Annotated in this window: 27 protein-coding genes; 16 read left to right on the top strand and 11 right to left on the bottom strand. The window is 57.7% G+C overall.

Annotated elements, in window-relative coordinates:
* The first annotated feature begins 312 nt into the window (after positions 1 to 312).
* Positions 313 to 1491 (top strand): serine hydrolase, encoded by a 1179-nt coding sequence (locus L085_RS20280; protein ID WP_044031571.1) that lies wholly within the window; start codon positions 313 to 315, stop codon positions 1489 to 1491.
* A 94-nt stretch (positions 1492 to 1585) separates the two neighbouring features.
* Here L085_RS20280 and L085_RS20275 read toward each other — a convergent pair whose 3' ends face one another.
* The 3 genes from L085_RS20275 to L085_RS20265 all read right to left on the bottom strand — a co-directional run bounded on the left by L085_RS20275 (position 1586) and on the right by L085_RS20265 (position 3476).
* Complete coding sequence (locus L085_RS20275) at positions 1586 to 2083, bottom strand: fimbrial protein (RefSeq protein ID WP_015377271.1); 498 nt, start codon at positions 2081 to 2083, stop codon at positions 1586 to 1588.
* Between the two features lie 13 nt (positions 2084 to 2096).
* On the bottom strand, positions 2097 to 2903 hold the full coding sequence (locus L085_RS20270; protein WP_021504374.1) for a fimbrial protein: 807 nt from the start codon (positions 2901 to 2903) through the stop codon (positions 2097 to 2099).
* 243 nt (positions 2904 to 3146) lie between these two features.
* Positions 3147 to 3476 carry a hypothetical protein gene (locus tag L085_RS20265; RefSeq protein WP_004938734.1) on the bottom strand — a complete coding sequence of 110 codons (330 nt, stop codon included), beginning with the start codon at positions 3474 to 3476 and terminating at the stop codon, positions 3147 to 3149.
* Between the two features lie 663 nt (positions 3477 to 4139).
* Between L085_RS20265 and L085_RS20260 the strand changes: the two genes are divergently transcribed.
* The 9 genes from L085_RS20260 (at position 4140) to L085_RS20220 (ending at position 12514) form a co-directional block, all read left to right on the top strand.
* Positions 4140 to 4661, top strand: coding sequence for a fimbrial protein (locus L085_RS20260; protein ID WP_004938731.1), 522 nt, complete (start codon positions 4140 to 4142; stop codon positions 4659 to 4661).
* 78 nt (positions 4662 to 4739) lie between these two features.
* Entirely contained in the window at positions 4740 to 5276 is a 537-nt protein-coding gene (locus L085_RS20255) for a fimbrial protein (protein WP_015377273.1), read from the top strand.
* A gap of 45 nt (positions 5277 to 5321) precedes the next feature.
* Positions 5322 to 7856, top strand: coding sequence for an outer membrane usher protein (locus L085_RS20250; RefSeq protein WP_081835536.1), 2535 nt, complete (start codon positions 5322 to 5324; stop codon positions 7854 to 7856).
* A gap of 81 nt (positions 7857 to 7937) precedes the next feature.
* On the top strand, positions 7938 to 8702 hold the full coding sequence (locus L085_RS20245; RefSeq protein ID WP_015377275.1) for a fimbria/pilus periplasmic chaperone: 765 nt from the start codon (positions 7938 to 7940) through the stop codon (positions 8700 to 8702).
* A 74-nt stretch (positions 8703 to 8776) separates the two neighbouring features.
* Positions 8777 to 9415, top strand: a complete 639-nt coding sequence (locus L085_RS20240; protein ID WP_044031569.1) for a fimbrial protein — start codon at positions 8777 to 8779, stop codon at positions 9413 to 9415.
* A gap of 50 nt (positions 9416 to 9465) precedes the next feature.
* The gene (locus tag L085_RS20235; protein WP_044031568.1) at positions 9466 to 10020 is read left to right on the top strand and encodes a fimbrial protein; all 555 of its coding nucleotides are present in this window, start codon (positions 9466 to 9468) and stop codon (positions 10018 to 10020) included.
* Between the two features lie 24 nt (positions 10021 to 10044).
* Complete coding sequence (locus L085_RS20230) at positions 10045 to 10467, top strand: hypothetical protein (RefSeq protein WP_033645816.1); 423 nt, start codon at positions 10045 to 10047, stop codon at positions 10465 to 10467.
* The gene (locus tag L085_RS20225; RefSeq protein WP_044031567.1) at positions 10464 to 11852 is read left to right on the top strand and encodes an FKBP-type peptidyl-prolyl cis-trans isomerase N-terminal domain-containing protein; all 1389 of its coding nucleotides are present in this window, start codon (positions 10464 to 10466) and stop codon (positions 11850 to 11852) included. The genes L085_RS20230 and L085_RS20225 overlap by 4 nt, the downstream gene beginning before the upstream one ends.
* A complete protein-coding gene (locus L085_RS20220; RefSeq protein WP_044031566.1) occupies positions 11849 to 12514 on the top strand; it encodes a helix-turn-helix transcriptional regulator in 666 nt (221 codons plus the stop codon). The genes L085_RS20225 and L085_RS20220 overlap by 4 nt, the downstream gene beginning before the upstream one ends.
* A 54-nt stretch (positions 12515 to 12568) precedes the next feature.
* On the opposite strand, the gene L085_RS20215 is transcribed toward L085_RS20220, so the two are convergent.
* The 4 genes from L085_RS20215 to deoC all read right to left on the bottom strand — a co-directional run bounded on the left by L085_RS20215 (position 12569) and on the right by deoC (position 17904).
* Positions 12569 to 13936, bottom strand: coding sequence for an L-serine ammonia-lyase (locus tag L085_RS20215; protein ID WP_044031565.1), 1368 nt, complete (start codon positions 13934 to 13936; stop codon positions 12569 to 12571).
* Positions 13937 to 14029: 93 nt separating this feature from the next.
* On the bottom strand, positions 14030 to 15328 hold the full coding sequence (locus tag L085_RS20210; protein WP_033650641.1) for an HAAAP family serine/threonine permease: 1299 nt from the start codon (positions 15326 to 15328) through the stop codon (positions 14030 to 14032).
* A 978-nt stretch (positions 15329 to 16306) separates the two neighbouring features.
* Entirely contained in the window at positions 16307 to 17071 is a 765-nt protein-coding gene (gene deoR / locus L085_RS20205; RefSeq protein WP_044031564.1) for a DNA-binding transcriptional repressor DeoR, read from the bottom strand.
* 152 nt (positions 17072 to 17223) lie between these two features.
* Complete coding sequence (gene deoC, locus L085_RS20200; RefSeq protein WP_004938693.1) at positions 17224 to 17904, bottom strand: deoxyribose-phosphate aldolase; 681 nt, start codon at positions 17902 to 17904, stop codon at positions 17224 to 17226.
* A gap of 218 nt (positions 17905 to 18122) precedes the next feature.
* Between deoC and L085_RS20195 the strand changes: the two genes are divergently transcribed.
* A complete protein-coding gene (locus L085_RS20195; protein ID WP_044031563.1) occupies positions 18123 to 18959 on the top strand; it encodes a hypothetical protein in 837 nt (278 codons plus the stop codon).
* Between the two features lie 36 nt (positions 18960 to 18995).
* Here the strand turns inward: L085_RS20195 and ybjG are convergent, their stop codons facing one another.
* Both ybjG and L085_RS20185 read right to left on the bottom strand, forming a co-directional pair.
* Positions 18996 to 19601: an undecaprenyl-diphosphate phosphatase gene (gene ybjG / locus L085_RS20190; RefSeq protein ID WP_015377285.1), complete on the bottom strand. Its 606-nt coding sequence runs from the start codon at positions 19599 to 19601 to the stop codon at positions 18996 to 18998.
* A 5-nt stretch (positions 19602 to 19606) separates the two neighbouring features.
* On the bottom strand, positions 19607 to 20341 hold the full coding sequence (locus tag L085_RS20185) for a phosphatase PAP2 family protein (RefSeq protein ID WP_044031562.1): 735 nt from the start codon (positions 20339 to 20341) through the stop codon (positions 19607 to 19609).
* A gap of 293 nt (positions 20342 to 20634) precedes the next feature.
* Between L085_RS20185 and eco the strand changes: the two genes are divergently transcribed.
* Both eco and L085_RS24870 read left to right on the top strand, forming a co-directional pair.
* Complete coding sequence (eco, locus tag L085_RS20180; protein WP_015377287.1) at positions 20635 to 21147, top strand: serine protease inhibitor ecotin; 513 nt, start codon at positions 20635 to 20637, stop codon at positions 21145 to 21147.
* Positions 21148 to 21618: 471 nt separating this feature from the next.
* Positions 21619 to 21987 (top strand): hypothetical protein, encoded by a 369-nt coding sequence (locus L085_RS24870; RefSeq protein WP_071841651.1) that lies wholly within the window; start codon positions 21619 to 21621, stop codon positions 21985 to 21987.
* 458 nt (positions 21988 to 22445) lie between these two features.
* Here the strand turns inward: L085_RS24870 and L085_RS20175 are convergent, their stop codons facing one another.
* Positions 22446 to 24134, bottom strand: coding sequence for an aspartate:alanine antiporter (locus tag L085_RS20175; RefSeq protein ID WP_004938680.1), 1689 nt, complete (start codon positions 24132 to 24134; stop codon positions 22446 to 22448).
* A 294-nt stretch (positions 24135 to 24428) separates the two neighbouring features.
* Between L085_RS20175 and L085_RS20170 the strand changes: the two genes are divergently transcribed.
* Positions 24429 to 24818 carry an inner membrane protein YbjM gene (locus tag L085_RS20170; RefSeq protein ID WP_015377289.1) on the top strand — a complete coding sequence of 130 codons (390 nt, stop codon included), beginning with the start codon at positions 24429 to 24431 and terminating at the stop codon, positions 24816 to 24818.
* A gap of 38 nt (positions 24819 to 24856) precedes the next feature.
* On the opposite strand, the gene L085_RS20165 is transcribed toward L085_RS20170, so the two are convergent.
* On the bottom strand, positions 24857 to 25120 hold the full coding sequence (locus tag L085_RS20165) for a GrxA family glutaredoxin (RefSeq protein WP_004938676.1): 264 nt from the start codon (positions 25118 to 25120) through the stop codon (positions 24857 to 24859).
* 230 nt (positions 25121 to 25350) lie between these two features.
* On the opposite strand from L085_RS20165, the gene L085_RS20160 reads away from it, so the two are divergent.
* Both L085_RS20160 and rimK read left to right on the top strand, forming a co-directional pair.
* Positions 25351 to 25665, top strand: coding sequence for a YbjC family protein (locus L085_RS20160; protein WP_015377290.1), 315 nt, complete (start codon positions 25351 to 25353; stop codon positions 25663 to 25665).
* Positions 25666 to 25719: 54 nt separating this feature from the next.
* Positions 25720 to 26622, top strand: coding sequence for a 30S ribosomal protein S6--L-glutamate ligase (gene rimK, locus L085_RS20155; RefSeq protein ID WP_044031561.1), 903 nt, complete (start codon positions 25720 to 25722; stop codon positions 26620 to 26622).
* The last annotated feature ends 4 nt before the right edge of the window (positions 26623 to 26626 follow it).

The raw sequence follows: 26626 nt of genomic DNA, 5'->3' as shown, positions 1-26626 counted from the left end.
GATGCGAAAATGCGCGTCCCGATGCTTTTTTGAACGATAAGTGCGTGCCTGCGTACAGTTATGTAAAAATGCTGAAAATTCACGCTAAACCCTGCAAAAATAAGATAAATCACATAAACTCACAGCAAGGGCATTTTCGGTGCGTTGCGTTACCCATTACGGGCGCCGCAGGGGGTTGCGGCCGGCACGCGCGCACCGGGCCACTCTCGCTGGTTGGCTTAAAACGTGAACATGTTTGAAAGTTAACGCTATTTCAATGGTTTTGAATGGACACTCTGGCGACGTCATGATGAAAAAAACTTATCCACTTCCCTGAAAAAACTGACCTTCAGCGTAGGCATCCTGTTGCTGGCCGCCCCGGCCGTGCACGCGGCCGAGCCGCCGGCGCCGCCGCAGGTAGACGCCAAGGCCTTCATTCTGATGGATTACAACAGCGGTAAGGTGCTGACCGAAGGCAATGCCGATACGCGTCTCGATCCCGCCAGCCTGACCAAGATCATGTCCAGCTACGTGATCGGCCAGGCGATCAAGGCCGGCAAAATCAAGCCGGAAGACATGGTCACCGTCGGCAAAGACGCCTGGGCGCCCGGTAACCCGGCGCTGCGCGGCTCTTCGCTGATGTTCATCAAGCCGGGCGATCAGGTGCCGGTGCTGGAACTGAATAAGGGCATCGTGATCCAGTCCGGCAACGACGCCAGCATCGCGCTGGCGGACTACGTGGCGGGCAGCCAGGATTCGTTCGTCGGCCTGATGAACAACTACGCCAAGTCTCTGGGGCTGCAGAATACCCACTTCCTGACGGTGCACGGTCTGGATGCGGAAGGGCAGTACAGCACCGCGCGCGACATGGCGCTGCTGAGCCAGGCGCTGATCCGCGACGTGCCTGACGAATACGCGCTGCATAAAGAGAAAGAGTTCACCTTTAACAAAATCCGCCAGATTAACCGCAACCGTCTCCTGTGGAGCAGCAACCTGAACGTCGACGGCATCAAGACCGGTTACACCAGCGGCGCCGGCCACAACCTGGTGGCGTCCGCCACCGACGGCCCGATGCGTCTGATCTCGGTGGTTTTAGGCGCGCCGAGCGATCGCGTGCGCTTTAGCGAAAGCGAAAAGCTGCTGACCTGGGGCTTCCGCTTCTATGAAACCGCGACGCCGATCAAGGCCGATAAGCCGTTCGTCACCCAGAAAGTGTGGTTCGGCGACGTCAGCGAAGTGCCGCTCGGCGTGGCGAAAGACGCCTCGGTCACCATTCCGAAAGGGCAGATGAAAAACCTGAAGGCCAGCTACAAGCTGACCCAACCTACGCTGGAAGCGCCGCTGGCGAAAAACCAGGTGGTCGGCACCATCGATTTCCAGCTGGACGGCAAAACCATCGAGCAGCACCCGCTGGTGGCGATGCAAGAGGTGAAAGAGGGCAACTTCTTCAGCCGCATCTGGGATATGGTGATGATGAAGCTGAGCCAGTGGTTCGGCGGGATCTTCGGCTGAATGCCCTGACACCGCTGCCGCATCGTCGCGTGCGGTTCCTGAAAAAGCCGCAACCTTCCGTTGCGGCTTTTTCATTTTCAGCATCCGTGGCGTTTCAGAAATAGTCCACCAGCATGGTGGCTCCGCTGGAGAAGTCACCTTCCGCCAGGGTGACGGCGCTGTTTTTCACCGGCACCGCATCAAGCGTCGGCGGATTGGCGTAATCGATGTTCAGCGGCGTATTGATGGCGAAAGCCTTGCCGTTGGCCAGCAGTTTGATGCCCAGCCCATTGACGCTGCTGTTCAACACGCTGCTGTCAAAGGCCGCCGCGCTGCCCATGATCTTCATTTTCAGCTGGCGGCTGTTATCCAGAAACTCACACTTGATGCTGTAATCGATGCGTTGCATATAGCGATTACCGTCGATACGTTTGATGCCGACCTTGCCAAAGTCGATATCGATGGTGCGCCCGTCGTTGATCACGCAAGGCGGAGGCGCCACCACGGTGGCGGTGATACTGACCTTGGTGCCCTGGTCGGCGGCCTGGGGGGCGGCGCTGATCACACCCAGCGTAAACAGCAGAGCGCAACGCGTTTTCCTCGTCATGTTCATTCTGGCTCCCGTCTCAAGGTGCGCTGAAGATCAGCGTGGCCGAGCCTGACATCGGACCGGTGGCGATGCTGGTGTAAGGCACATTGTTCTTCACTGGTACAAAGGTGACGGTGTCGTTGCCCAGCCCGTTGACGATGCGCGTTCTGAACGTATTGTTGGGTTTCACCACCGCGCCATTGTGCACCATGGCTACGCCGACATTAGGATTGGAGGTCTTGATGAAATCGCTGGAGAAGCCGCTGGCATCGCTGACCATGCGAACCAAAATGTCTTGTGTCGCGCTCTGATCGTCACACCGGTAGCTGAGCGCCTTGTCCTGTTTGATTTGGGCGTCGATGGCGCTCTGCGTGAGAAAGTCCTGGCGGATCTGACCGAAGTCGACGTTAATCTGCTGGCCGTTGTTGATAGTGCAACTGGTGGTGACGAAGTAGGCGTCGTTGTCGGCGATCAGGCGCCACCTGTAAGGCCCACATTTTGGGCAACCTGACTGGTCATTTTTTTGTTCAAAGTTGATTTGGCCGATGACGTCGCCCTTGTTCACCTTGATATCCTGCGTCGGCGAACGGTTGAGCACGATGTAAACCCTGATGGAAATGCTGGCACTGTTTAGGCCGGTAATCGTCATCACCTGGATACCTGATTGGATCGGGGATAAGTAGTCGGTGCCGTTGATTGTCATACCGTTGGCAAGCGTACCGAAAATGGCGGTGTTCATCGTCAACGCCGGGCTGCCGGTGAGTAAAATATCTTTCCAGTTGGCGACGTCGTTTTTACAGGTCACCTGGCTGACGTTGACGATTTCATTTTTCCCGATGGACAATTCAGGGCCTATCTTTACCCTGACGTCGACCGGCGTCATTGAACCACCCTGACCAATGTTCCCGCCGTCGGAGGTTTTACAGGTAAATGCATTGGCGTTACCAATGAGGACGAAAAAACATAATGCCAGGCAGTGTTGTAAAAATAGGATGGTTGTTTTTCTCACAATAATATCCCGATTATATAGTGTCATTTGGCTAGGTGCCGCCACGAAATAGGGCTAATTAGGCTGACTGTGCCGGCGTTATTCCGTTAAATGAGAATAAGGCGCATCTATTCCTGGTATTTCCTTGTTGTCAGCTGGCAGTAGGGCGGTGGGGTACCACCTCAACGAGTTGTTGATGGAGCCGTCCGTTACGAGCACTTCTTGTTTGGCGACGAGTTCCAACAGCAGTAGCCGGGCGCGGTAAACGCCGACGTTGACGGCGTTGGCCAGTTGCCGGGTAGACAACCACAAATGCTGAGGTGGCAGTCCGGTGTCGGGACATTGACGGGGCGACTGCGCGAATAATGTTTGCAGCAGATCGTGCTGCAATTGCCGTATTTCCTTTTGTTTTGGAGATAACGCTTCCATAGCACTTCCTCTGTATTTCGATTGCTGTATTCCTAAGAAAAAACAAAGTTTCACTGCCTACCAATAACGAGGTAAATCGCGAATCAAGAAAAATCCTATCTATTTATCAGGATTGAAAAAAAGGGGTTTCCCACTCCGTTTCTACCTGTTTGCAGGCTGGGGGAGTGTCACGCAGAAACCTAAAGTTTTGGTTTATTATATTCACAAAGAGCGGCTTTGCGATCTGATTAATTGTGAAACAGAGAAAAACAGGATATTGCACTATAAAAGTATTTTTTACGATCTATGAGCCTAAAAATAACACTAAATTAACTTTAATTAGGAAATAAATTGCGAATGTTCGTCTTGATCAAAAAAAGACTTTTTTTGCTGGTGGGCATTTGCCAGAATATTCACCGCCAGACAAGAAGGGCGGATTAGAAAGTATTGGTCTCTGCTTGTTGTGATTTCGTTTATTTTTATATGACGAATTCATTAATGGGTAGACCGCTGCAGACTTGCCGTTATCGACGTATCTATTGTCGGTTTCTTTGGTTTTGGCAGTTAACCAACCAGCAAGATGCTAAAGAATCAGGGCTGCGCATATATAAGCGCGAGCAGATTTCCTGTTGCTCTTTTTCTTGATTGGAATATGCATTTTTTCTTATAAGGAATATAGGTTCTATGAAACTTAACAAAATCATGATGGCTGCAGTGATTGCATTTGGCGCAAGTTCTTTTGCACAGGCAGCCGATCAGGGACACGGTAAAGTGACCTTCACGGGTTCTATTATTGATGCGCCATGCTCTATTGCACCCGAGTCGATCGATCAGACCGTAGATCTGGGCCAGGTTTCTAACGTGGCGTTGAAAAACGGCGGCAAATCCAACCCGCGTCCGTTTGAAATCAAGCTGGAGCAGTGTGATACCACTACGCTGAAAACCGTTAAAACCACCTTCAGCGGCATTGCGTCGTCAACCAACAAAGATCTGTTGGGTATCGCGGGGACCGCCAGCGGCGCCGGCGTAGCAATCACTTATGGCGGCCAGCCGATCAAACTGGGTCAGGCGACTGCGGCACAGACGCTGAATACTGGCAACAACAGCCTGAACTTCGCCGCTTACCTGCAGGGTGAAGGCGCCTCCGCAGCCATCGTTCCGGGCGATTTCACCGCCGTAGCCGACTTCACTCTGGCTTATCAGTAAGTGAGACCGCAGGCTTAATCAACCAGGCATGGGGCACGCCGCATGCCTGGTGACTCTCTGTGTCAAAGGAATGTCGCGATGTTTTTTTCAAGGAATCGGGCGAGTGCCGTTCTTTTGGCGTCGTTGGCGTTTGCGCCCGGCAGTGCAATTTCCGCCGCACAGGGGTGGGGCAAAGTCAGTATGCACGGCGCCATTATCGACACTGCCTGCGCCATTGCCGCCGGCAGCCGCGATCAGACAATCGATATGGACACGCTTCCTATCGGACAGATCATTCGTGACGGCCAGGGAATGACTAAACCTTTCAGTATTGAATTGGTTAATTGCATTTTGGAACGTCCGGAAAACAAGCCTGATTGGAAATTCTTTCAGGTCACATTTGATGGTTTGGCGGAAGGCGCTTTGTTTGGCGTACAGGGCGATGCGCGCGGCATCGCATTGAAGATAAAAGACAGCCGCGGCAGGCCGGTTATTCCAGGGGAGCCGTTGCCGATGGAGGGAATAATACCGGGCAACCGAGTGCTGAATTATTCCATGACGTTAATGCCGAATCACCAGCCGTTGAAGGTGGGAGCGTATTTTTCCACAGTGCGTTTTAAGCTGGATTATTTTTGATTTTTTTCGTACTGACGGTTAATTCGTTATTGAAAGGACTTTATTATGCTTTCACCGGCAGGGAAGTTATTTCGTCTTCAGGCCTTGGGGCTCTGTGTCGCCCTTTCTCTGGGAAATCCGATCGCGTTGGTTTATGCCGCCGACGTTATTCAATTCAATACTGACGTCTTGGACATCAACGATCGTAAAAATATCGATCTGAGCCAATTTACGCGCAGCGGCTACATCATGCCGGGCGTTTATACCATGGTGGTGCACGTCAATAAGAACGATCTGGCGGAACAGCCGGTGACGTTTATGGCGCCCGAGAACGATCCTAAAGGCAGCGAAGCCTGTCTTTCGCCGGAGTTGGTCAACCAACTGGGGCTGAAAGAAAAGCTGTTAAGTACGCTGAACTGGACGCACGGCGGCCGTTGCCTTGACGCCTCCAGCCTGGCAGGGATGGAAGCCCGCGGCGATCTTGCCAGCTCCTCGCTGTACCTCAACATTCCTCAGGCCTATCTGGAATACAGCTCGGAAAACTGGGACCCGCCTTCGCGCTGGGATGACGGTATTCCCGGGCTGCTGTTTGACTATAACGTCAATGCTCAAACACAAAAACATCAGAAAGGCGGCAGCAGTTACAGCCTGAGCGGCAACGGCACCGGCGGCGCCAATCTGGGCGCCTGGCGTCTACGCGCCGACTGGCAGGCTAATCTCAGCCATCAGACCGGTTCTTCTCAGTCGACCGACAAACAGTTCGACTGGAGCCGCTATTACGCCTACCGGGCTATTCCGGCGCTGCGCTCGCGGCTGACGATGGGGGAGGATTATCTGAACTCCGACATTTTCGACAGCCTGCGCTTTACCGGCGTCAGTCTGCGATCCGACGACAGCATGTTGCCGCCCAACCTGCGCGGCTATGCGCCGGAAGTGACGGGCGTGGCGAAAACCAACGCCAAGGTGGTGGTCAGCCAACAGGGGCGCGTGCTGTATGAGACGCAAGTGGCGGCGGGGCCATTCCGCATTCAGGACATCAACGACGCGGTTTCCGGCGAGCTGGACGTACGCGTCGAAGAGCAAGACGGCAGCGTGCAGACGTTCAAGATGAATACCGCCAACATCCCTTATCTGACGCGACCGGGTACGGTGCGTTACAAGCTGGCGACGGGCAAGCCGTCGGAGTGGGGGCATCACCTGCGCGGGCCGATGTTCGGCACCGGTGAGTTCTCCTGGGGCATCAGCAACGGCTGGTCGTTGTACGGCGGGGGCATCGCCGGCGGCGATTACAACGCGCTGTCGCTGGGGATCGGGCGCGATCTGATGGCGCTGGGGGCGTTGTCGTTCGATGCCACGCAGTCGCGTGCGCGCTTGCCGCAGGAGGGCGCTCTGACCGGTGGTTCGTACCGGTTGAGCTATTCGAAGAACTTCGACCAGTACGACAGCCAGATCACCTTCGCCGGCTACCGCTTCTCCCAGGAGGACTTCATGAGCATGGGGGACTACCTCGATGCGCGTTACGAAGGGGGACGCAGCGGCAAGAGCAAGGAGATGTACACCATCACCTTCAACAAACAGTTCCGCGATCTGGGGCTCAGCACCTATCTCAACTACAGCCACCAAACCTATTGGGATCGGGCGCCGAACGATCGTTACAACCTGATGGTATCGCGCTACTTCGATATCGGCGATTTCAAGAACGTCAGCGTATCGCTGTCGGCCTATCGCAACCGTTACAACGAGCGCAATGACGACGGGATGTACCTGTCGCTGTCGCTGCCCTGGGGCAGCGCCGGGACGCTCAGTTACAACATGACGCTCGATCGCGAAGAGAACGCCCATCGGGTCGGTTACTACAACCGGGTCGATGAACACAACAACTATCAGATCAGCGCCGGCGCAGCGCGCAGCGGGGCGACGGCCAGCGGCTATTACAGCCATCAGGGCGATATGGCGCAGATCAACGCCAACGCCAGCTACCAGGCCGGCCGTTACAGCGCTGTCGGCATCGGCGCGCAGGGGGGGCTGACGATGGCGGCGGAAGGGGCGGTGCTGCACCGGGTCAATACGCCGGGCGGCACGCGCTTGCTGCTGGATACCGAAGGCGTCGCCGGCGTGCCGGTGCGCGGCTACGGCAGTACGGTGCTGACCAACCGTTACGGCAAAGCGGTGGTGGCGGATGTAAACAGCTACTACCGCAACAAGGCCAGCATCGATCTCAACAGCCTGAGCGACAACGTCGAGGCGACGCGTTCTGTGGTGCAGGCCACGTTGACCGAGGGGGCCATCGGCTACCGCAAGTTTGAGGTGATAGCCGGCGAGAAGGCGATGGCGATCGTCAAACTGGCGGACGGCAGTGAGCCGCCGTTCGGCGCCACGGTGCTGAATGCCCGCAAACAGGAGACCGGCATCATCAATGACGGCGGCAGCGTTTACCTGTCCGGCCTCAACCCCGGCGAGCGCATGCGCGTGCATTGGAACGGCGCGGCGCAGTGTGAAATCCAGCTGCCGGTGCCGCTGCCGGCCGAATTGCTGATGAACACGCTGCTGCTGCCTTGCCGTCCTCTGGCCGGCAACAAGCCGGCGGCTGACGCCAACTGACTTACACCCGGCGGAGTGCGCTCCGCCGCTAAACCGCCGGGGCGGGATTGCCCGCCTTCGGCCGACTGGAACCGTGAAGACATGATGAATCTGACTATGACCAGAAAGACCGTTTCCCTTGTGGGCCCGCTCGCCGCCGCATTGACGCTCGGCGCGGTCGGCCTGCCCGCTCATGCGGCTATCGCGCTGGATCGCACGCGCGTGATTTTCGACGGCGACCTGAAAACGGTCAGTCTCAACATCAGTAACCAGAACAAACAGTTGCCGTATTTGGCGCAGGGATGGATCGAAGACGATCGCGGCAACAAGATCCAAAGCCCCTTCACCGTGCTGCCGCCGGTGCAGCGGGTGGAGCCGGGCAAACCGAGCCAGGTGAAGATCCAGTCGCTGCCGGCCGCGCGTCAGCTGCCGCAGGACCGGGAGACGCTGTATTACTTCAACCTGCGGGAAATACCGCCGCGCAGCAATAAGCCGAACACGCTGCAGATAGCGTTGCAGACCCGCATCAAAATGTTTTATCGCCCGGCGGCGCTCGCCCCGAAGAAGAACGCGGCGCCGTGGCAGGAGCAGCTGACGCTGACCCGGCAGGGTGACAAGTATGTGGTGAACAACCCGACCCCTTATTACGTGACGATCGTTGAGGCGAGCGCCGGCAAGGGCGGCAAAGGGGCGGCCGGCTTTGAACCGTTGATGGTGGCGCCGAAGGCCAGCGCCCCGCTGAACGTGCCCGCCGCGAGCCTCGGCAACGGTCCGTCGCTGGCGTACATCAACGATTACGGCGGGCGGCCGCAGTTGAACTTCCGCTGCGCCGGCAGTGCCTGCCAGGTCGTGCCGGTCGCCAAATGACGAGCCGCGCGCAAGCAGGGAAGACCGAGTCATGAACACAGCGGAGTGAACGAATCATGCAACGAAAGATCCCCATGCTGTTGGGAAAGGCCTATGAACGTCATCAGCGACGCACTATCGGCCTGACGGTGTTGGCCGCGCTGATGGTGCCGCTGACGGCGGGCACGATGCTGATGCTGATGCCGCCGGCCCGCGCGGTGGACAACTGGGACGTGGAGGGGGCGAACGGCACGCTCCACGTTTACGGCGCGTTGACGGAAAGCGCCTGCAGCCTGGAAATGACCACCGCTCGTCAGGAAGTGTGGTTGGGTGAGACGGGAACGGCGCACTTCCAGCGCCCGGGCGATCGCGGCACGCCGGTGGCGTTCGAGCTGACGCTGAAAGACTGTCTGCGGGCGCCGGCGAGCAACCGCGACGCCTGGACCGGTGTGCTGGCCTGGAGCGGCAGCCAGCCTGCGGTGTCCGTGGCGTTTGCCGCGCCGACGGATGACGACGCGCCGGGGTTGGTCAGGGTTGCCGGCGTCACCGGGTTGGGGTTGCAGCTGACGGATGCCAGCGGCCTGCCTGTGCGCCTCGGCGCACGTAACAAACCGGTATTGCTGACGCCGGGACAAAACATCCTGACGTATACGGTGACGCCGGTGCGCACCCCGGCGACGCTGAGCGCCGGCGCTTACCGTGCGGCGATCGATTTCCGGCTTTACTACGACTAATACGCCGCTTGCGCCCGGTCGGCGCAAGCACAACCAAAGGGAGTGGCGTCATGCGCGCGACAGAGACGAACCGGCGCCGGAGCGCGCTGTTGGGGGCTGGCATGGTCATGGCGGCCGGCATAATGGCGCAGTCGGCGACTGCGGCGGAAAACATGCGCTTTCACGGCACGCTGGTGGCCGAGCCGTGCGTCATTCAGCCAGGGGATGAGGACATTCCGCTGGATTTCGGCACCATCGTCGACAAATACCTGTATCTGAACACCCGCTCCCACAGTCAAACCTTCGCATTGCACCTGACCGAGTGCGATCTCAGCTTGGGCAATACGGTGGCTATCACGTTTACCGGCACCGAGAACGCCAAACTGCCCGGCCTGTTGGCATTGGATGCCGGCAGCCTGGCGTCGGGGATCGGCATCGGGCTGGAAGACAGCCGCGGCAAGGCGCTGCCGCTCAATCGCGCCAGCGATAAATTCCGCCTGAGTGCCGGCAACACCACGCTTACGCTGCAGGCCTATGTGCAAGGGGAACCGGAGGCTATCCAGAAGAAGTCCATCGGCCGCGGCACCTTCAGCGCGGTGGCCACTTTTACGTTGGAATACGAATAAGCGTCTACAAGGACAAGAAACGCAATGATGAGAAAGCACGTCAATCACGCCCTGCGCATGGGGCTGCTGTGCCTGTTGGCGTTGAGCGCCGCCGCTTGCCAAAGCCAAAAGTCGGGCAAGCCCGCCGTGAACACTAAAAATCAGGTTGTGCAACCTCCGTCAGAAGAGGCTTTGCGCAAGCAGCGTGAGGCCGAACAGCTGCAGCAGTGCCAGCAGCAACTGGGCGCATTGCGCGCGATCGACGAGAAACAGTATCAGCGCTATAAGCAGGCCTTCGACAGCCTGATGAGCGGCGCCTCGCAGTACGCCAGCCTGCGCGCCAGGGTAAACGGCGACACGCAGGAGACGGTGGATGCGCTGTATCGCTACAAGGTCAACTATCTGTGCGCCGGGGTGAATCAGGCGGTGTTGACCGGGCTGGCGGATCGTGGGGAGCAGATTAAATGAGGCTGCGCCTGCTGGGCTGCGTCGCTCTGCTGTTCTCCGGCGTCGCGCTGGCGGACGACGGCGTGCCGGCGCTGCTGCAGTTTGCCGAGCAGTATCAACGGCAAAACATCGTGCCGACGAACGAAAAAGCGACGCCAGTCGACCGCGAGTCGGGGCAAAAAAAGCGTGAACCCGCGAAGCGCCCGTCGGACAACAATAAGCCAGCCTCACCGGCCAAAGCTTTTACGCTGACCCAGGAATTATTGGCGCGTGACCAACAGCTGGCGCGCCAGCGAATGGAACTGACGATGTTGCGCCAGGAACTCGCCGCGCTACGGGCGGAGAAAGCGACGCCATCCGTCGCGACGTTGCCCGATTCGTCAACGCTGCAAAAGTGGATCGCCGGGTTGGGCGCCGCCTGGCGCGGCTCGCCCGACGCGCAGCGCGCCGAGGCGTTGCTGCGTCAGGCGACGCAGGAAACCGCCCAAAGCAGAGCGACGGCGGCGCAGGCCGAACGGCGCGTCACCGAACTTGAGTCTGCCGCGCAGGCATCGGCACAGACGCTTGCACAACGCCAACGCGAGCACCAGGAGGCGTTGCACGCTCTGCGCGCCGCGTTGAAAGAAAGCGAGCAGAAGCGGGCCGGTGAGCAGAAGGCGACTCAGCAGGCGCGCGAAGACCTGCTGGTGTTGCGTAAGCGGCTGCAATGGGAGATGACGCCGGAGCAGTTGAAGGATGATCGCAAGCGTCTGTCCTATGCGGCGGGCAGTGCGCTGGGGCGGGACATTCAGGGGGTAGTGGCGGAGCGTCAAAGTTGGGGCGTGCCGGTGGATCGCGACAGCCTGTTGGCGGGCGTCATCGATAGCGTCTCGGGGCGTTTGCGGCTGCCGCCGGATGAACTGAATGCGCTGACGGCGCAAGCGGATGCCAACGCCGTGGCCGCGCGTGAGAAACGCGTTAACGAACAGCGGCGGCGTGATGAAGATTACCTGACGCAGTTCAGTCAACAAAAGGACGTAAAGCAATCGGCGATGGGCTTCTGGTATCGGGTTGATTACGCCGGGGAGGGCGCGCTGGCGCCAACGACGGTGGTTGATGTGGTCGTGAAGGAGACGTTGACCGACGGTACGGTGATCCAGGATATGGAACTGAGCGGCAAGGTGCTGTCGCAACCGTTGTCCGAGTATCCGCCGCTGTTTCGGGAGGCGATAAGCCACCTGCACAACCACGGATCGCTGACGATGGTCGTGCCGCCGGCGCTGGCCTACGGCGAAACCGGCTATCCGCCGAAAGTGCCACCTAACGCCACCATGATTTATGAATTACGCATCGACAACAGTCAGGCGCCGGCAAAGGGTGCTCAGGCGGTTAAACGGGAAGCCGGAACGGTGGGGAGGCAGGGATGAACACGATGATAAAAATCGCGCTATTTGATGAGAATCGATACTTCAGCGCCGGTTGGCAAGAGGCTCTGGCGCTGCACTTCAGCACTTACGGCAAGCGCACGCTGTTAGTGGATGCGCGGCAGGTTCATGAAGCCGATCTGGTGTTCTGCTATTTTCCTCCCGGCGTGCAAAGCTGTTTTTGTCACCTCTCTGAGGCGCAGCCCGTGGGGCGTAAAACGCTGTATTTCTCGTTGCGAACGCCGGAGGGACGGCATAAACGCACCGTCGGTAACCGCTGCTCGCTGGAGGCCGGCGTCATCTACCACGATATGCCGTTGGTTTCGGCGCTGTATCAGGTGAGCGCCGAGCTGGAGCGGCGCAGCAAATGGCCGGGCAGACTGAGCTGTGGCAGGAACTGCGCATGCCAACACCGGGGCTTGACGCTGCGCGAACAAGAGATCATGCGCTGCATGACGCGAGAGATGGGAGTCACGCAAATCGCCCGGATGCTGGATATTAGCGTGAAGACGGTCAGCAATCACAAGATGAGCGTCATGCGCAAAATGGGATTCCGGCGTAATGCCGAACTTTACGGCTGGCTGCGGCACAGCGCTCGTCCCGGGGCTGTGGGGCTTCGCGCGGGCATTCAGCCCGGCGTTGCGGCAGGAAAGGATCGCTATTGAAACGGCGCCGGCCAAGTCACACCGGCCGGCGCCTTAAGTACCTTGCCGTGGCGATCAGTTGCAGGCCACGACCTTGATCGCCAGCCCGCCCTGTGAGGTTTCGCGGTATTTGGCGTTCATGTCTTTGCCGGTCTCGTACATGGTTTCGATCACCTTATCCAGACAAACCCGCGGCTCGCTGGTGCGGCGCATCGCCATGCGCGCGGCGTTGACTGCCTTGACGGCGGAAATGGCGTTGCGTTCGATGCACGGCACCTGAACCTGGCCGGCGAGCGGATCGCAGGTCAGCCCCAAATGGTGCTCCATGGCGATCTCCGCCGCGATGCATACCTGCGCCGGGCTGCCGCCCAGCAGCTCGGTCAACCCGGCCGCCGCCATCGAACAGGCGACGCCCACTTCCCCCTGACAGCCCACTTCGGCGCCGGAGATCGAGGCGTTCATCTTGTACAGCGCGCCAATCACGCCGGACGCCAGGAAGTAGCGGGTGTAGGAGTTGGCGTTCACCGGGCGGATGAACTTGTCGTAGTAGGCCAGTACCGCAGGGATGATGCCGCAGGCGCCGTTGGTCGGCGCGGTGACCACGCGGCCACCGGCGGCGTTCTCTTCGTTGACCGCCAGCGCGAACATGTTGATCCAATCGACCACGTTCATCGGGTCGATATTGTTCTTGTCGCCGGTCACCAGAATGCGGCGCAGCGCGGCGGCGCGGCGCGGCACCTTCATCGGGCCGGGCAGCAAGCCTTCGGTGTTGATGCCGCGTTCGATACCGGCGCTCATCACCTGCCAGACGTCGGCGAAGTGTGCGTCGATATCCGCCTTGCTGCGCAGCGCCAGCTCGTTCTGCATCACCAGGCCGGACAACGACAGCCCGGTCTCTTTGCAATGCTGCTGCAGATCGTGCGCCGATTTGAACGGGTAGGGCACCGGCGTTGCGCCCTCGGCGGATTGGCCGAAGTGCTCTTCGTCGACGATGAAACCGCCACCGATCGAGTAATAGGTTTTGCTGTGCAGCAGGCGCTCACCGGCGAAGGCGCGGATGCGCATGCCGTTTTCGTGCAGCGGCAGGTTGTCGCTGTGGAAGTTCATGCCGCCGTGCAGCGGGAAATCCACCTCGTAATGGCCGTTGGCCAGCGGCAGGCGGCCGCGCTGTTCGACGTCGCGGATAAAGCCCGGAATGCTGTCGATGTCCACGTCGTGCGGCAGGTTGCCGGCCAGGCCCATGATGATGGCGATGTCGGTGTGGTGGCCTTTACCGGTCAACGACAGCGAACCGTACACGTCGACCACCACGCGGGTAGTGTCCTGCAGCTGCTGGTGGGCGATCAGATCGTCGACGAACTGTTTGCCGGCCTTCATCGGGCCAACGGTGTGGGAACTGGATGGGCCGATGCCAATTTTGAAAATATCGAAAACGCTGACCATGGTCTCGCCTCCTTCTTCAGGTTTCAGGCGGTGAATACGGGAAATGGGGGCAGTGCGGGAGGGCCGGCGCGCAGCGGCGCCGGCCGGACGTGATTAGCCGAGCAGGCTGAACACGATAGCAGAGATGGCGATCAGACCCATCACAACCACAAACACGTTGCTGATGTGGCCGCTGTACTTGCGCATGGCAGGCACTTTACGGATGGCGTACATCGGCATCAGGAACAGCAGCATGGCGATGATTGGGCCACCCAGGGTTTCGATCATGCCCAGGATGCTCGGGTTCAGGGTGGCGACGATCCAGGTGGTCACCAGCATGAAGATAGCGGTCATGCGGTTCAGCTTGGCGGTGCTGACGGTTTTGCCGCGGCTCTTCATCGACTTGGCGACCAGGCCGTTGAAGCCTTCACGGGCGCCCAGGTAGTGGCCAAGGAACGATTTGGTGATGGCGACGAAGGCGATAACCGGCGCGATGTACTCGATCATCGGGTTGTTAAAGTGGTTAGCCAGGTAAGACAGAATCGAGATGTTCTGCGCCTTGGCTTCCGCCAGGTTTTCCGGCGTCAGGCTCAGCACGCAGCTGAACACGAAGAACATCACGGTCAGCACCATCATGATGTGTGCGTAAGCCAGAATGCGGGAGCATTTCTTCTCGGCGTCTGCGCCGTACTCTTCGCGTTTGGCGACGGCAAAGGCGGAGATGATCGGCGAGTGGTTGAAGGAGAACACCATCACCGGGATCGCCAGCCACAGGGTCATGATCAGGCCGTGACCCATGCCGGTACCGCTGCCGGACAGCGACACGTTTTCGAAGATGGCGCCGGTCCAGTTAGGGATCAGATACACCGCCAGCAGCATCAGCACTGCGACGAACGGGAAGACCAGGATGCTCATCGTTTTCACGATGGCCTGCTCACCGAAGCGCACGATGGTCATCAGGCCGACGATCAGGATCAGCGACAGGATGGCGCGCGGCGGCGACGTCATGCCCAACTGGTGGGTGATGAAGCTGTCGACGGTGTTGGTGATCGCCACGCTGTAAACCAACAGAATCGGGTAGATGGCGAAGAAGTACAGCAGGGTAATCAGTTTACCGGCGGTGATGCCGAAGTGCTCTTCTACCACGGCGGTGATGTCTTCACCGGGATTTTTGCCGGACAGAACGAAACGGCACAGGCCGCGGTGGGCAAAGAAGGTCATCGGGAAAGCGATGATGGCCATGATGATCAGAGGAATCAAACCGCCGATGCCGGCGTTGATGGGCAGGAACAGGACGCCTGCGCCGATGGCGGTGCCGTACAGGCCCAACATCCACATGGTATCCGTTTTACGCCAGGTAGTGCTGGAACCCGAAGCCGCAGAGGCAATTGTGCCGGTCTGTGTAGTGTCCATAAATATCTCCGAAGTGAACACGAATTTAAAATTAAAAGGCAAAACTTAAGGTTAAACCGTCAAACGTCCTATTCAGGCAACGCTTGCGGTAAGAATCAGGTGTTGCTTGCGGGGATGTGTTGGCGTCCCCCTGGTTGTTTATTGTGTTCATTACCAAGGCACAGCGCCGGGTAATTCACTAAAGACTTTTCACCGTCGCGGGCGATAAAAGTCATTACCGCTGCCGACAGGTCTTTGCCTGTCGATTTTTGTTGGCGGCAAGATAACGATTTACAGTAGAAACAACCGTGATCCTGCTCTCAAATGCGCAATATGTGCAGTTATCAGCTTTTTTATCGATTTTTCGCGCATTTGTTGCACATTTGTGTAAGATTTTGTGCTGAGAACGCTCTCATGAAAGTTTCTGCGATTATGCGGCTTGTACAATAATTAGCCGGATAAAGCGCTGTGCTCAGCAGCAAGCCGAGCAATATATTTTATGCGTGGTTTTGGATCTAGCGAAAAACCCGGATTAAGCAGTTTTAGTGATGTAGATCACATTATGTTTTTAAGGCAAATAACTTTTATCTTTTTGTTTTATTTTGTTTTTGTTGAAAAACACCGCTAGTAACGAAGGGAAATTACTTACGTGGTTAGCGGATAAAAATGCGTAACCATTCATCATATAAATAACAGATACCTAACAGGTATTGGCGAGATTTGCTGCAATCGCGTAAACCGTCGTTTATTTAAACTTCCTGGCCTTTGGCTCGATTTATCATATAAAAGCCATAAATAGCCGTTAATTCACCCAACCGACCGCGTGGTTAGCCTGCGAAAAAATAATCACGCGGGTGAGCTGTTGCATTTTATTAACCTGATGTTGCGTGCGGATAAGCGAAAAACGCGAATTGATTGCGCATTATTTGTTCATTTTTCGGCGGGGAAAGAGGGATATCGAAGCGGTGCGCCGTCGGTTATGACGGCGCTGAAGGCGGACTAATAGCGGATAGCGATGGCGTTATCGTTGAAGAACGCCATGAAGTCGGCGTCCGGCTGGCGATCGGTGATCACCCGATCGAACTGCGTCAGCGGGCCGATGCAGGCCGGCTTGGTTTTGCCGAACTTGCTGTGGTCTGCCACCAGGATCTTTTGCTGCGCCATCGCCATGGCGCGATGCTTCATCTCCAGCTCGTCGAAGTTGAAGCAGGTGGCGCCGTGCTGCAGGCTGAGGCCGGCGGCGGAGATAAAGGCGATGTTCGGGCAGATGTGATCGAGCTCGTTGCGGCCGCCGAGGCTGGAAAAGATGTAGTTGTTCGGCTTGAACTCACCGCCGCACAGCACCACTTTGCAGTTCGGTTTGTCCTGCAGCGCCAGGAAGGTGTTCAGCGAATGACACACGGCGGTGAAAGCCAGCTCGTCGGCGATGGCGTCGATGATCGCCGGCGTGGTGGTGCCGCAGTCGAAAAACACCGTGTCGTTTTCATTGATCAGCGGCGCCGCCAGCAGGCCGATGCGCCGTTTCTCCGTGACCTGTTTGGCTTTTTGATCGGAAACGAAGTAGTTGGTCACGCCGTTGCTGCGCGGATCGGTCACCACGTAGCCGCCAAGCAACACCACGGCCGCCGGTTCGGCGCTCAGATCGCGGCGAATGGTCATCTCCGAGACCCCCAGCAGCACGGCGGCTTCTTTCAGGTGGATCTTGTCAGCGCGTTTTAACGCCTGAACTAACCGGTTGATACGTTCTTCGCGCCGCGTTTCCATAGATCCGTCTTCCCACAGGTAGTAGAGATAAAAGGCGAGCCGGCATTTCCGGCGCTAAACAGAACGATGCGGGGCAATATCGGGCCGCATCAACCGCCCGTATTGTCCCGCATCGGAGTGTATTGGCTATGCCCCTCAGGGCATACCGACGATCAGTAGCTGCCCGCTGCCGCCTGAGCGCCGGAGACGATGGCGACGCCGGAGCTGGTGCCGATACGCGTGGCGCCGGCGTTGATCATCTTCTCGGCGGTGGCGCGATCGCGCACGGCGCCGGAAGCTTTCACGCCCATTTCGCTGCCCACGGTCTCGCGCATCAGTTTGACGTGCTCTTCCCGAGCGCCGCCGGTGCTGAAGCCGGTGGAGGTTTTCACGAAGGCGACATCGAGTTCGCGGCACATTTCACAAACCTGGACGATCTGCGCATCGCTGAGCAGGCAGGTTTCCAATATTACCTTCAACGGGATCGCCGCGCAAACCTCGCGCACGGCGGCGATGTCGGCTTTCACTTCGTCCAGCAGGCCGCTCTTCAGCCAGCCGACGTTGATCACCATGTCGATCTCTTGCGCGCCGGCGGCGATCGCCGCTTTGGCTTCAAAGGCTTTGGCGACGGTCAGGCCGGCGCCCAGCGGGAAACCGATCACCGAGCAGACTTTCACCGTGCTTTCCTGCAGCAGCTGGGCCGCCAGCGGCACGTAGCCGGAGTTGACGCATACCGCATAGAAGTTGTGCTGCTGCGCTTCTTCGCACAGTTTGGCGATCTGCATTTCGGTGGCGTCCATGGCCAGCAGGGTGTGGTCAACATAGCTGGCGTAATCGATGTTTTCGGTGGTCATCGCGGTTCCTTAGTGAAGTTGAGAAAAGAGCATGGATAGATAATGTGAAAATAATAACATTGCAATGTCGATAAACCTAGCGGGATTTGAAAAATGTCGACGAGATCATAGTTACTTCACTGTTATATGTATAACTTAGAGGAGGGTTGTTTGTTATTTAAATAACATTTTCAGTGGCCGCTCGCGGCCTGCGCGGGCGAAACGTCGAGGGAAAAAAGATGAATATCAACATCGACCTGGCTCCTGAAGCTTTCGGGACGTATCGGCAGGAACTGTTCCGCAACGCGGATTTCGCGGTGAGCGCGCATCGCTGCGCAGAACGCGGGCCGATGCTGACGCTGGCGAACTGCCGTGGCGCGCTGACGGTTTTGCCGTATCAGGGCCTCGCGATCTGGGACGCCGAGTTTGACGGACATTCGCTGAAATCGGGCCGCCGCAGCGTGCGGGGCGCCGGAAGAAAGCGCGCTGACGACGCCGCGTTCTGTCCCGCCTGGCCGAGTCACGATGGCGCGCCGCTCCAGATGCAACGCGTGTGGCTGCAGCTGGCGGGCGATGAGCTGACGTTGCACGGTGAAGGCGAGCGGTTGGGCGGGCGTTGGCGCATCGGCCCGGCGCTGCGTCTGGAGGCCCAGAGCGCGCAGTTCGCTATAGAGATGAAGGTTACCAACCTGGCCGATCGGCCGCAGCCGCTGCGCTATGTGTGCCGCCTCAACTACGATTGCATTCCCGACGCGGTGTTCCGCCAGAACCTGCCGACGCCGGCGCTGTTGGGAGAGGCGCTCGGGCAGGAACTGCTGTGCTCCGACGATCTGACGCGCTACGTGGATCAGGCCGAGTTCTTTATGCTGGCGCCGCAAGGCCGCCGCTATGTGACGCGTTTTGCCACCGGACAATTCAACTATGGCCTGCGGCGCATCGCTGTCCAGGGCAACAGGCGGCTGCTTGCTTTTATCCAGCCGGCAAACTGCCGGCCTAATGCGCCGGAAGGGGAGGCGGGAGTGATGCTGGGAGCGGGAAAAACGCGGGCATTTTGCGTGACCACCGGCGTGGTGTGAAAGCAGGGGCGGTAACGCCCCTGTCATGTTATGCGGTTATTCTTTCACCCAGCCGCGGCGAATGGCGAAGGCAAACAGAAAGCGATACAGACGCGACAGCCTGTCGGCGAGGACATCGCCGAACAGATTCCATACCAGCTGAGCGAACAGGCAGCCGACCAGGCCGAGCAGGAAACCGCCGACCATATCCAGCGGCCAGTGCACGCCGAGGTAAACGCGTGACCAGGCGATGCCGACGGCGACAATCATCAGCAGCGCGCCGGACCAGACCCGGTGCCAGAACAGGAACGCCAGCGCAAAGGTAAAGATGGCGGTGCCGTGATCGCTGGGGAACGAACTGTCCGGCACGTGCGCCAGGAAGGTATAACCCACGCCGGCGACGAACGGGCGCTCATGCGGCAGCAGCGCGCCGATAGCGGAGGCGGCAAGCATGGCGAACAGCAGCGCGATCGTGGTTTTCGCCACCACTTCGCGCTGCGAAACCAGCTGGCTGCGCGGCCCCCACAGCCACAGGCCGACGATCAGCAGCGGCACGATAATGATAAGATCGCGCGCCAGAAAGGTGGCGAAATCGATCATCCATTCGGGAGATGCCGGGGTCGCATTGATCCAGGCGAAAAGAACATGGTTTAACTGCTCCATAACCGTTACCTCGTCTTGCGGCGCCAATAGCCGCTAACTATCCAATAAATTGCCAACTGGCTTAACCAAACCCACCAACCTGCCCACAGGTTATGGGTAAGAAAATGTGCGCCGCGCATGATCTGACCAAAGCCCATCAACATGCCGAGCGCAATACCGCCACACCAGCAGCACCAGGCCAGGCGCGGGCGCTGCGGATAAAACAGGAAAAACAACGCCATGACCGCGAAACCGCTCGAGGCGTGCCCGCCGGGGAAACAGCGACCGGGGCCCGGCAGCGCCGGTACCGCGCCGAACAACGGGAAGGACATCGCCTTGCCGCCGTACTCGATCAGATCCCACGGACAGGAGTGCGCGCTGGTGGCCTTGAGAATGCCCACCACCAGCGGGCCGATGCCGAGAAGCAGCATGCTGACAATCAGGCGCGCGCTGCGGCGATAGATGCCCCAAAACAGCGTCAGCACCGCGCCCACTATCACTATCTGCTTCAACAGACGGTGATTGATCAGATCCAGCCAGTAATTGTTTTGCCACGGGAAATGCCCGCTGGCGGCATCGTACCAATAGTTGCTGATCGCCCAGTCCAGCTGTTCGTTGCGGGAGAGCCACAGGAACACCAAACCGCTGATCAGCAGGCCAAAAACTTGCCAACGGTAAAAGGATGTCGGCAGGGAGTAAAGGGTGGTTGTCTTAATTTGCTGTGCCGTTGAGGATTGATTTAATGACGATTGTGGATTCACGCGCAGGCTCGGTGACAGTATTGAATAGCGCCACTGTAATAATTCTGTCTTAAGAAAACCTTAGTCCGCCGGCAAGAAAACCCTCTCTGATACACCCGGTTGTGCGCAGATCATCACCTGTTTATCTCGTCTTAATCGGCGGTTTTTTCTGGGGTATTGCTCCGGATAACGGGGAATGCCAGGCGATTGTCACTATTTATCGCCTATTGTAAAGAAGATTAAACCTGTGGCGAGCTTGGCGGTAGTGTATTAGTTTATAGGCGGATTATTTAACAAAAAGTGTAGGGATAAACATGAACAAGGCATCCGTTGTATTTTCCGGCCTGCTGATGGCCGTTTCCGCCAGCGCCATGGCGGCTACCTCTGGCGATGACGCGGATATCAGCAAACAGCCGCTGGAAAAGGTCGCGCCTTACCCGAAAGCCGAGAAGGGCATGAACCGCCAGGTGATCTACCTGCCGAAGCAAGAGCACGAAGAGAACTATAAGGTAGAGCTGCTGATCGGCAAGACGCTGGAAGTGGACTGCAACCGCCATATGATTGGCGGCACCCTGGAGACCAAAACGTTGTCTGGCTGGGGCTACGACTACCTGGTGCTGGAGAAGCTGTCCGAACCGGCCTCGACCATGATGGCTTGCCCGGATAACACCAAGACCAAGAAATTCATCGCCGCCAACCTGGGCGACGCCGCGATGCAGCGTTACAACAGCCGCCTGCCGATCGTGGTGTATGCGCCGAAAGACGCGGAAGTGAAATACCGCATCTGGAAAGCCGAAGATACCGTAAGCCAGGCTGAATCAAAGTAATCCGCGATTAGCGCTGTGAATACATGATCTTGTACAAAACCGTTTGAAGAGCATTTTGCGATGATATGCGGCTCTTCAGGCGGTTTTTTATTTTCAGGTAGGAGAGCCGGGTGCTTAGCCAAATTTTTTCAACCTACAGAGGGAAAATGGAAAGTGACTCAAGCTAACAAGGTTAACATCCTTGGTTTAAGGGCATTTTTTAATTCTCACTCGCAATATCCTCATTTTTTATCTCCCTTCATCCCTGATTATATTATTGTGAGTTGCAATTATTTTGGTAATAACAAACCGTCTCGGTTACATAAATAAAAATATTCTTATTAATCATTTTATTGTTGTTTTATTGATTTTATTTAATGGCGAAGGAATGGAAATTAATTATTGTGCTGCTAGATTCATCAATGTAATTAGCTCCACGGCAATTACATTGTTCGCTAATTAATATCTAAAAAAACTTACGAGGATATTCCAATGGCTGATTGTAAATGCAATGAACAAGATCCGCAGGCTCAAAATGAACATGTTGCTGATTTTACTGCGGTTGGATTTTCGCAAAAAACACCGGCGCCGGTACCTGTAGACCTTAAGCAGCAGGGCGTGTTGGCGCTTAAACTTTCGGTTTGCGTTGGGGCCAGTTATAACCCTGCAAACAACCAAATCTGTTTTACCATTCCTGTCTACGGTGACTTTTGCGTTTCTTCGCCGATTCCAATTCCCATTGGTGGGCAGCTTAAAGTGTGCGCAGAGACCTGTGGTTCCTTTATTCCTACGGGATTGAAGGCCACTATTTATCTGAACGGTTCCGTTCTGTTCTCTGTCGTTCTTTTTGGCGCTTGCTAATGTAAAAAGAAAAGCAAGGCACCGTAGGTGTCTTGCTTTTTTTGATATTAAGATATTGATAAGGCCGTTGTTGAGTTCAGCCCCACTTGCTAATTAATACAGTTACTCCGCTCTCATTCCTTCTGAAATCAAACCTTGGGAAATCATTGTCTGATAGCCGACCGCCCGACACTAAACGTTAAGAGAAACGATGTTTCAGGAAGGAGCGGACGCGGCGCTGTACGTCGTCAGTTGAGGTGTTGCTGCCATCTGATGGTGGTCCCGCGGGCGGTGGAGTGCAGGCAACAAAAAACCCGATAATCTTGAACCTAAAAGGCGGGATTATCGGGCTCCACAAAATGGGGACATCAAAGAAAAGCAGTGGCACTAATTCAGACTGCGGCCCCCAACGAAAGTTCTGGCCGGCGACAAAAAAATCAAAATATTTTTATCGCCGATCCATCTCTCCCGCTAATCGATCAGCCGAGTATGCCCGGCCATAGCACTACGATGAGCGAACCCGCCAGCGTTAACAGCACGTTAGCGATGGCGTAGGTGCCGGCGTAGCCCAGCGCCGGGATGTTGCTGCGTGCGGTGTCGCTGATGATCTCCATCGCCGGCGCGCAGGTGCGGGCGCCCATGATGGCGCCAAACAGCAGGGCGCGGTTCATGCGCAGCACGTAGGCGCCGAACAGGAAGCAGATAATCACCGGCACCAGGCTGACGATAAGCCCAGCGATCAACATCTGGCCGCCGACCGCGCCCAGGCTGTGGCCGATGCCGGCGCCGGCGCTCAGGCCCACGCCCGCCATAAACACCATCAGGCCGAACTCTTTCACCATGTTCAGCGCGCCCTGCGGAATGTAGCCGAAGGTCGGGTGGTTGGCGCGCAGGAAGCCGAGCATGATGCCGGACATCAGCAGGCCGGCGGCGTTACCGATGCCGAACGAGAAGTTGCTGAACTGAATGGTGATCTGGCCGATCAGCAGGCCGATGATGAAGAAGGCGCAGAACGCCAGCAGATCGGTCACCTGGCTGTGGATCGAGATAAAGCCAATCTTCTCCGCCACGCTCTTCACCCGGCGCGCGTCGCCGCTTACCTGCAGCACGTCGCCCTTGTTGAGCACGATGCTGTCGTCGATTGGCATTTCGATCTGGCTGCGGATCACGCGGTTGAGGAAGCAACCGTGGTCAGTCAGCTTCAGCTGGCTCAGGCGTTTGTTCACCGCGTTGCTGTTCTTCACTACGATCTCTTCGGTCACGATGCGCATGTCGAGCAGATCGCGGTCGAACACTTCCTTACCGTTGCGGAAGCTCGGATCCAGCCGCGCGTGGGCGTCCGGATAACCGACCAGCGAGATCTCGTCGCCTACCTGCAGCACCGCGTCACCGTCCGGGTTGGCCAGAATGCCGTTGCGGCGGATGCGTTCAATGTAGCAGCCGGTCTGGCGGTAGATGCCCAGTTCGCGCAGGTTCTTGCCGTCGGCCCAGGCCACCAGCTCGGGGCCGACGCGGTAGGCGCGGATCACCGGCAGGTAGACCTTGCGCTGGCTGTCGGTGTCCAGGCCGCGTTCGCGAGCGATTTGCTGGGCGGAGGTGGACAGATCCTGGTGCTGCAGTTTTGGCAGGTAGCGCGCGCCGAAAATCAGGCTGACCAGACCGATCAGGTAGGTAAGGGCATAGCCAAGGCTCAGATGATCCTGCGCCGCCAGCAGCGCCGGGCCGTTGACGATGGTGTTGCGCAGCGTATCGCCGGCCCCCACCAGCACCGGCGTGGAGGTCATCGAGCCGGCCAGCATGCCGGCGGTCAGGCCGATGTCCCAGTGGAACAGCTTGCCTAGACCGATGGCGATCACCATCGCCGAACCGACCATCACCAGCGCCAGCATCAGGTAATTTTTGCCGTCGCGGAAGAAAATCGAGAAAAAGTTAGGCCCGGCTTCCACCCCGACGCAGAAAATAAACAGCATGAAGCCGAGATTCAGCGCCTCGGTGTTAATGGCGAAGTGTTGCTGGCCGAGCAGCAGAGAAACCACTAAAACGCCAATGGAATTACCGAGTTGGACGGAGCCCAGACGGAGTTTACCGAGGCACAGCCCCAGTGCGAGTACCACGAACAGTAACAGAATGTAGTTACCGTTTAACAAACTAGCGACGTTTATGTTCACGGAGGATAACTTATTGTTTACCAGTAAGTGCTTGATATAGATAACTATAAGAGATAAATTCAGCCTTAAAACGACATCATAAATCACCACCAGCGTAAGGCGAAGCGAACCATCGTTCGGCGGCGTTCATTCTAGACGCTATGACCGATGACAGCCAGCACAGAAAGCTGATTTCCTGCGCCGCCGTGCGCATTTAACTCTCTTTTGACCAAGGAAAAAATTCGGTTCAGCGTTACCGCACGGGTGACCGGGCCGATTTCTATTGATGCGGTAATTGGGCGGGGGAGAATTCGCATGACGAGTTATAGATATTGGCTGGGCATTCTCAGCTGTTTTCTGTTGTTCAGCCTGGTGTTTCTCGGCCAGCAAACCGGCCTGTTCGGCAGCACGGATCATGAGCACCACGGTGAAACCGGCCTGCTGCTGTTTGTGATCCCCGGCGCGATCGCCAGCTATTTGTCGAGCCGCAAGCGGCTGCTTTGCCCGTTGCTTGGCGCGCTGTATGCATTGCCGCTGTGCCTGCTGATCCGCCACTTCTGGCTGACGCCGTCCTCGTCGTTTTGGCAGGAACTGGCTTACGCCACCAGCGCGGTGTTCTGGTGCGTGTTCGGCGCGATGCTGATGCTGTTCGCCCTCGGTTTGTTGCACACGCTCCAGCAGTTGCACCGGCGGCAGCGGCAATAAAAAAAGGCGCATTAAGCGCCTTTTTGTCGTTCAAAAACTTACTGGAACAGGTTCAGGTGTTCTTTAGCGTAAGCTTCAAAATCGGTGCAACCGCCGATGTGCTTCTCATCCAGGAAGATCTGCGGCACGGTTTCAACCGGTTTGCCGACGGTTTTTTCCAGATCGGCCTTGGTGATGCCTTCCGCGTGGATGTCAACGTAACGGAAGTTGAAATCGTCGCGTTCTTCAGTCAGTTTTTCCGCCAGTTCTTTAGCGCGGACACAATAAGGACAGCCAGGACGCCCGAAGATTACTGCAAACATGCAACGCTCCTTAATTGGATTTTCGATAAATTATTCGCGATTGCAACGACATCCCGTCACCGAAAAAGTCATTACCTGCGTCAGATGGCGCCTACTATGCCCGTTGAGGCGGTGAAAAAAAAGCAGGAATTACCTGTTAATCTGATTCATGTAACCAATTAGTCTGCCGGGGCTGTCGCCGTCGGCGGGAATTCACTACACTGGGGGCAGACCTTCTGGAGAAGAAAAATATGCGTTCATTCGGTGACTTACCGCGCCCGGTGCTGGTGTTGGAAGGGCTGGGCATCGTGATGCTGGTATTGGCCTACCTCAGTATTCACGGCCACCTGCAGCTGCCGGGCTGGCTGGCGTCGCAACAGGCGGCGGTCGGCATGATTTTCCTCGGCGTGGCGCTGATGGTGCCGGCGGCGGCGTTTCTGGTATGGCGCGTGGTGCAGGGGTTCGGGCCGCTGATGCGCGGCGGCTTGCCGCCGGAAAACGATCGCCGCAAACCGCAAGATGCAGACGCATCGAAAGATAATCAGGATCGCGATCCGCGCGCCTGAGCGCCGCGGCCGCTAACTCGCCTGCCGGGCAGGCGTTGGCTTTTGGGGTGACGAGTGAAAATTGCCATTCTTTCTCGCGACGGATCGCTCTATTCATGTAAGCGGCTGCGTGAAGCGGCGGAAGATCGCGGGCACAGTATCGATATCATCGATCCGCTCTCCTGCTATATGAACATCAATCCGGCGGCGCCGACCATTCACTATCGCGGCCGTCAGCTGGAACGTTACGATGCGGTGATCCCGCGCATCGGCTCTGCCATTACCTTTTACGGCACGGCGGTGCTGCGCCAGTTCGAGCTGCTCGGCAGCTACCCGCTAAACGAATCCGTGGCCATTACCCGCGCCCGCGACAAGCTGCGTTCGCTGCAACTGCTGGCCCGGCAGGGTATCGATCTGCCGATCACCGGTTTCGCCCATTCACCGGACGATACCGGCGATCTGATCGAACTGGTCGGCGGCGCGCCGCTGGTGGTCAAGCTGGTGGAAGGCACGCAGGGCATCGGGGTGGTGCTGGCGGAAACTCGCCAGGCGGCGGAAAGCGTGATCGACGCCTTTCGCGGCCTGAACGCCCATATTCTGGTGCAGGAGTACGTGCGCGAAGCGCAGGGCCGCGACGTGCGCTGCCTGGTGGTGGGCGGCCGGGTGGTGGCCGCCATCGAGCGGCAGGCGAAGCCCGGCGAGTTTCGTTCCAACCTGCACCGCGGCGGCACCGCCCGCAAAGTGACCATCACCGCCAGGGAGCGGGTGATTGCGGTCAAAGCGGCGAACACGCTGGGGCTGGACGTGGCCGGGGTGGATATCCTGCGCGCCGAGCGCGGCCCGCTGGTGATGGAGGTCAACGCCTCACCGGGGCTGGAAGGGGTGGAAACCACTACCGGGCTGGACATCGCCGGCATGATGATTGAATACATTGAGCAGCGCGGCCGGCCGGGCTTCCGCCTGAAATCGGGCGGTTGACGGG

This window comes from Serratia sp. FS14, from assembly GCF_000695995.1.
GTDB classification, from domain to species: domain Bacteria; phylum Pseudomonadota; class Gammaproteobacteria; order Enterobacterales; family Enterobacteriaceae; genus Serratia; species Serratia nematodiphila.
The sequence above is the reverse complement of the archived record's forward strand: the minus strand, read 5'-3'. Positions and strand labels throughout refer to the sequence as shown.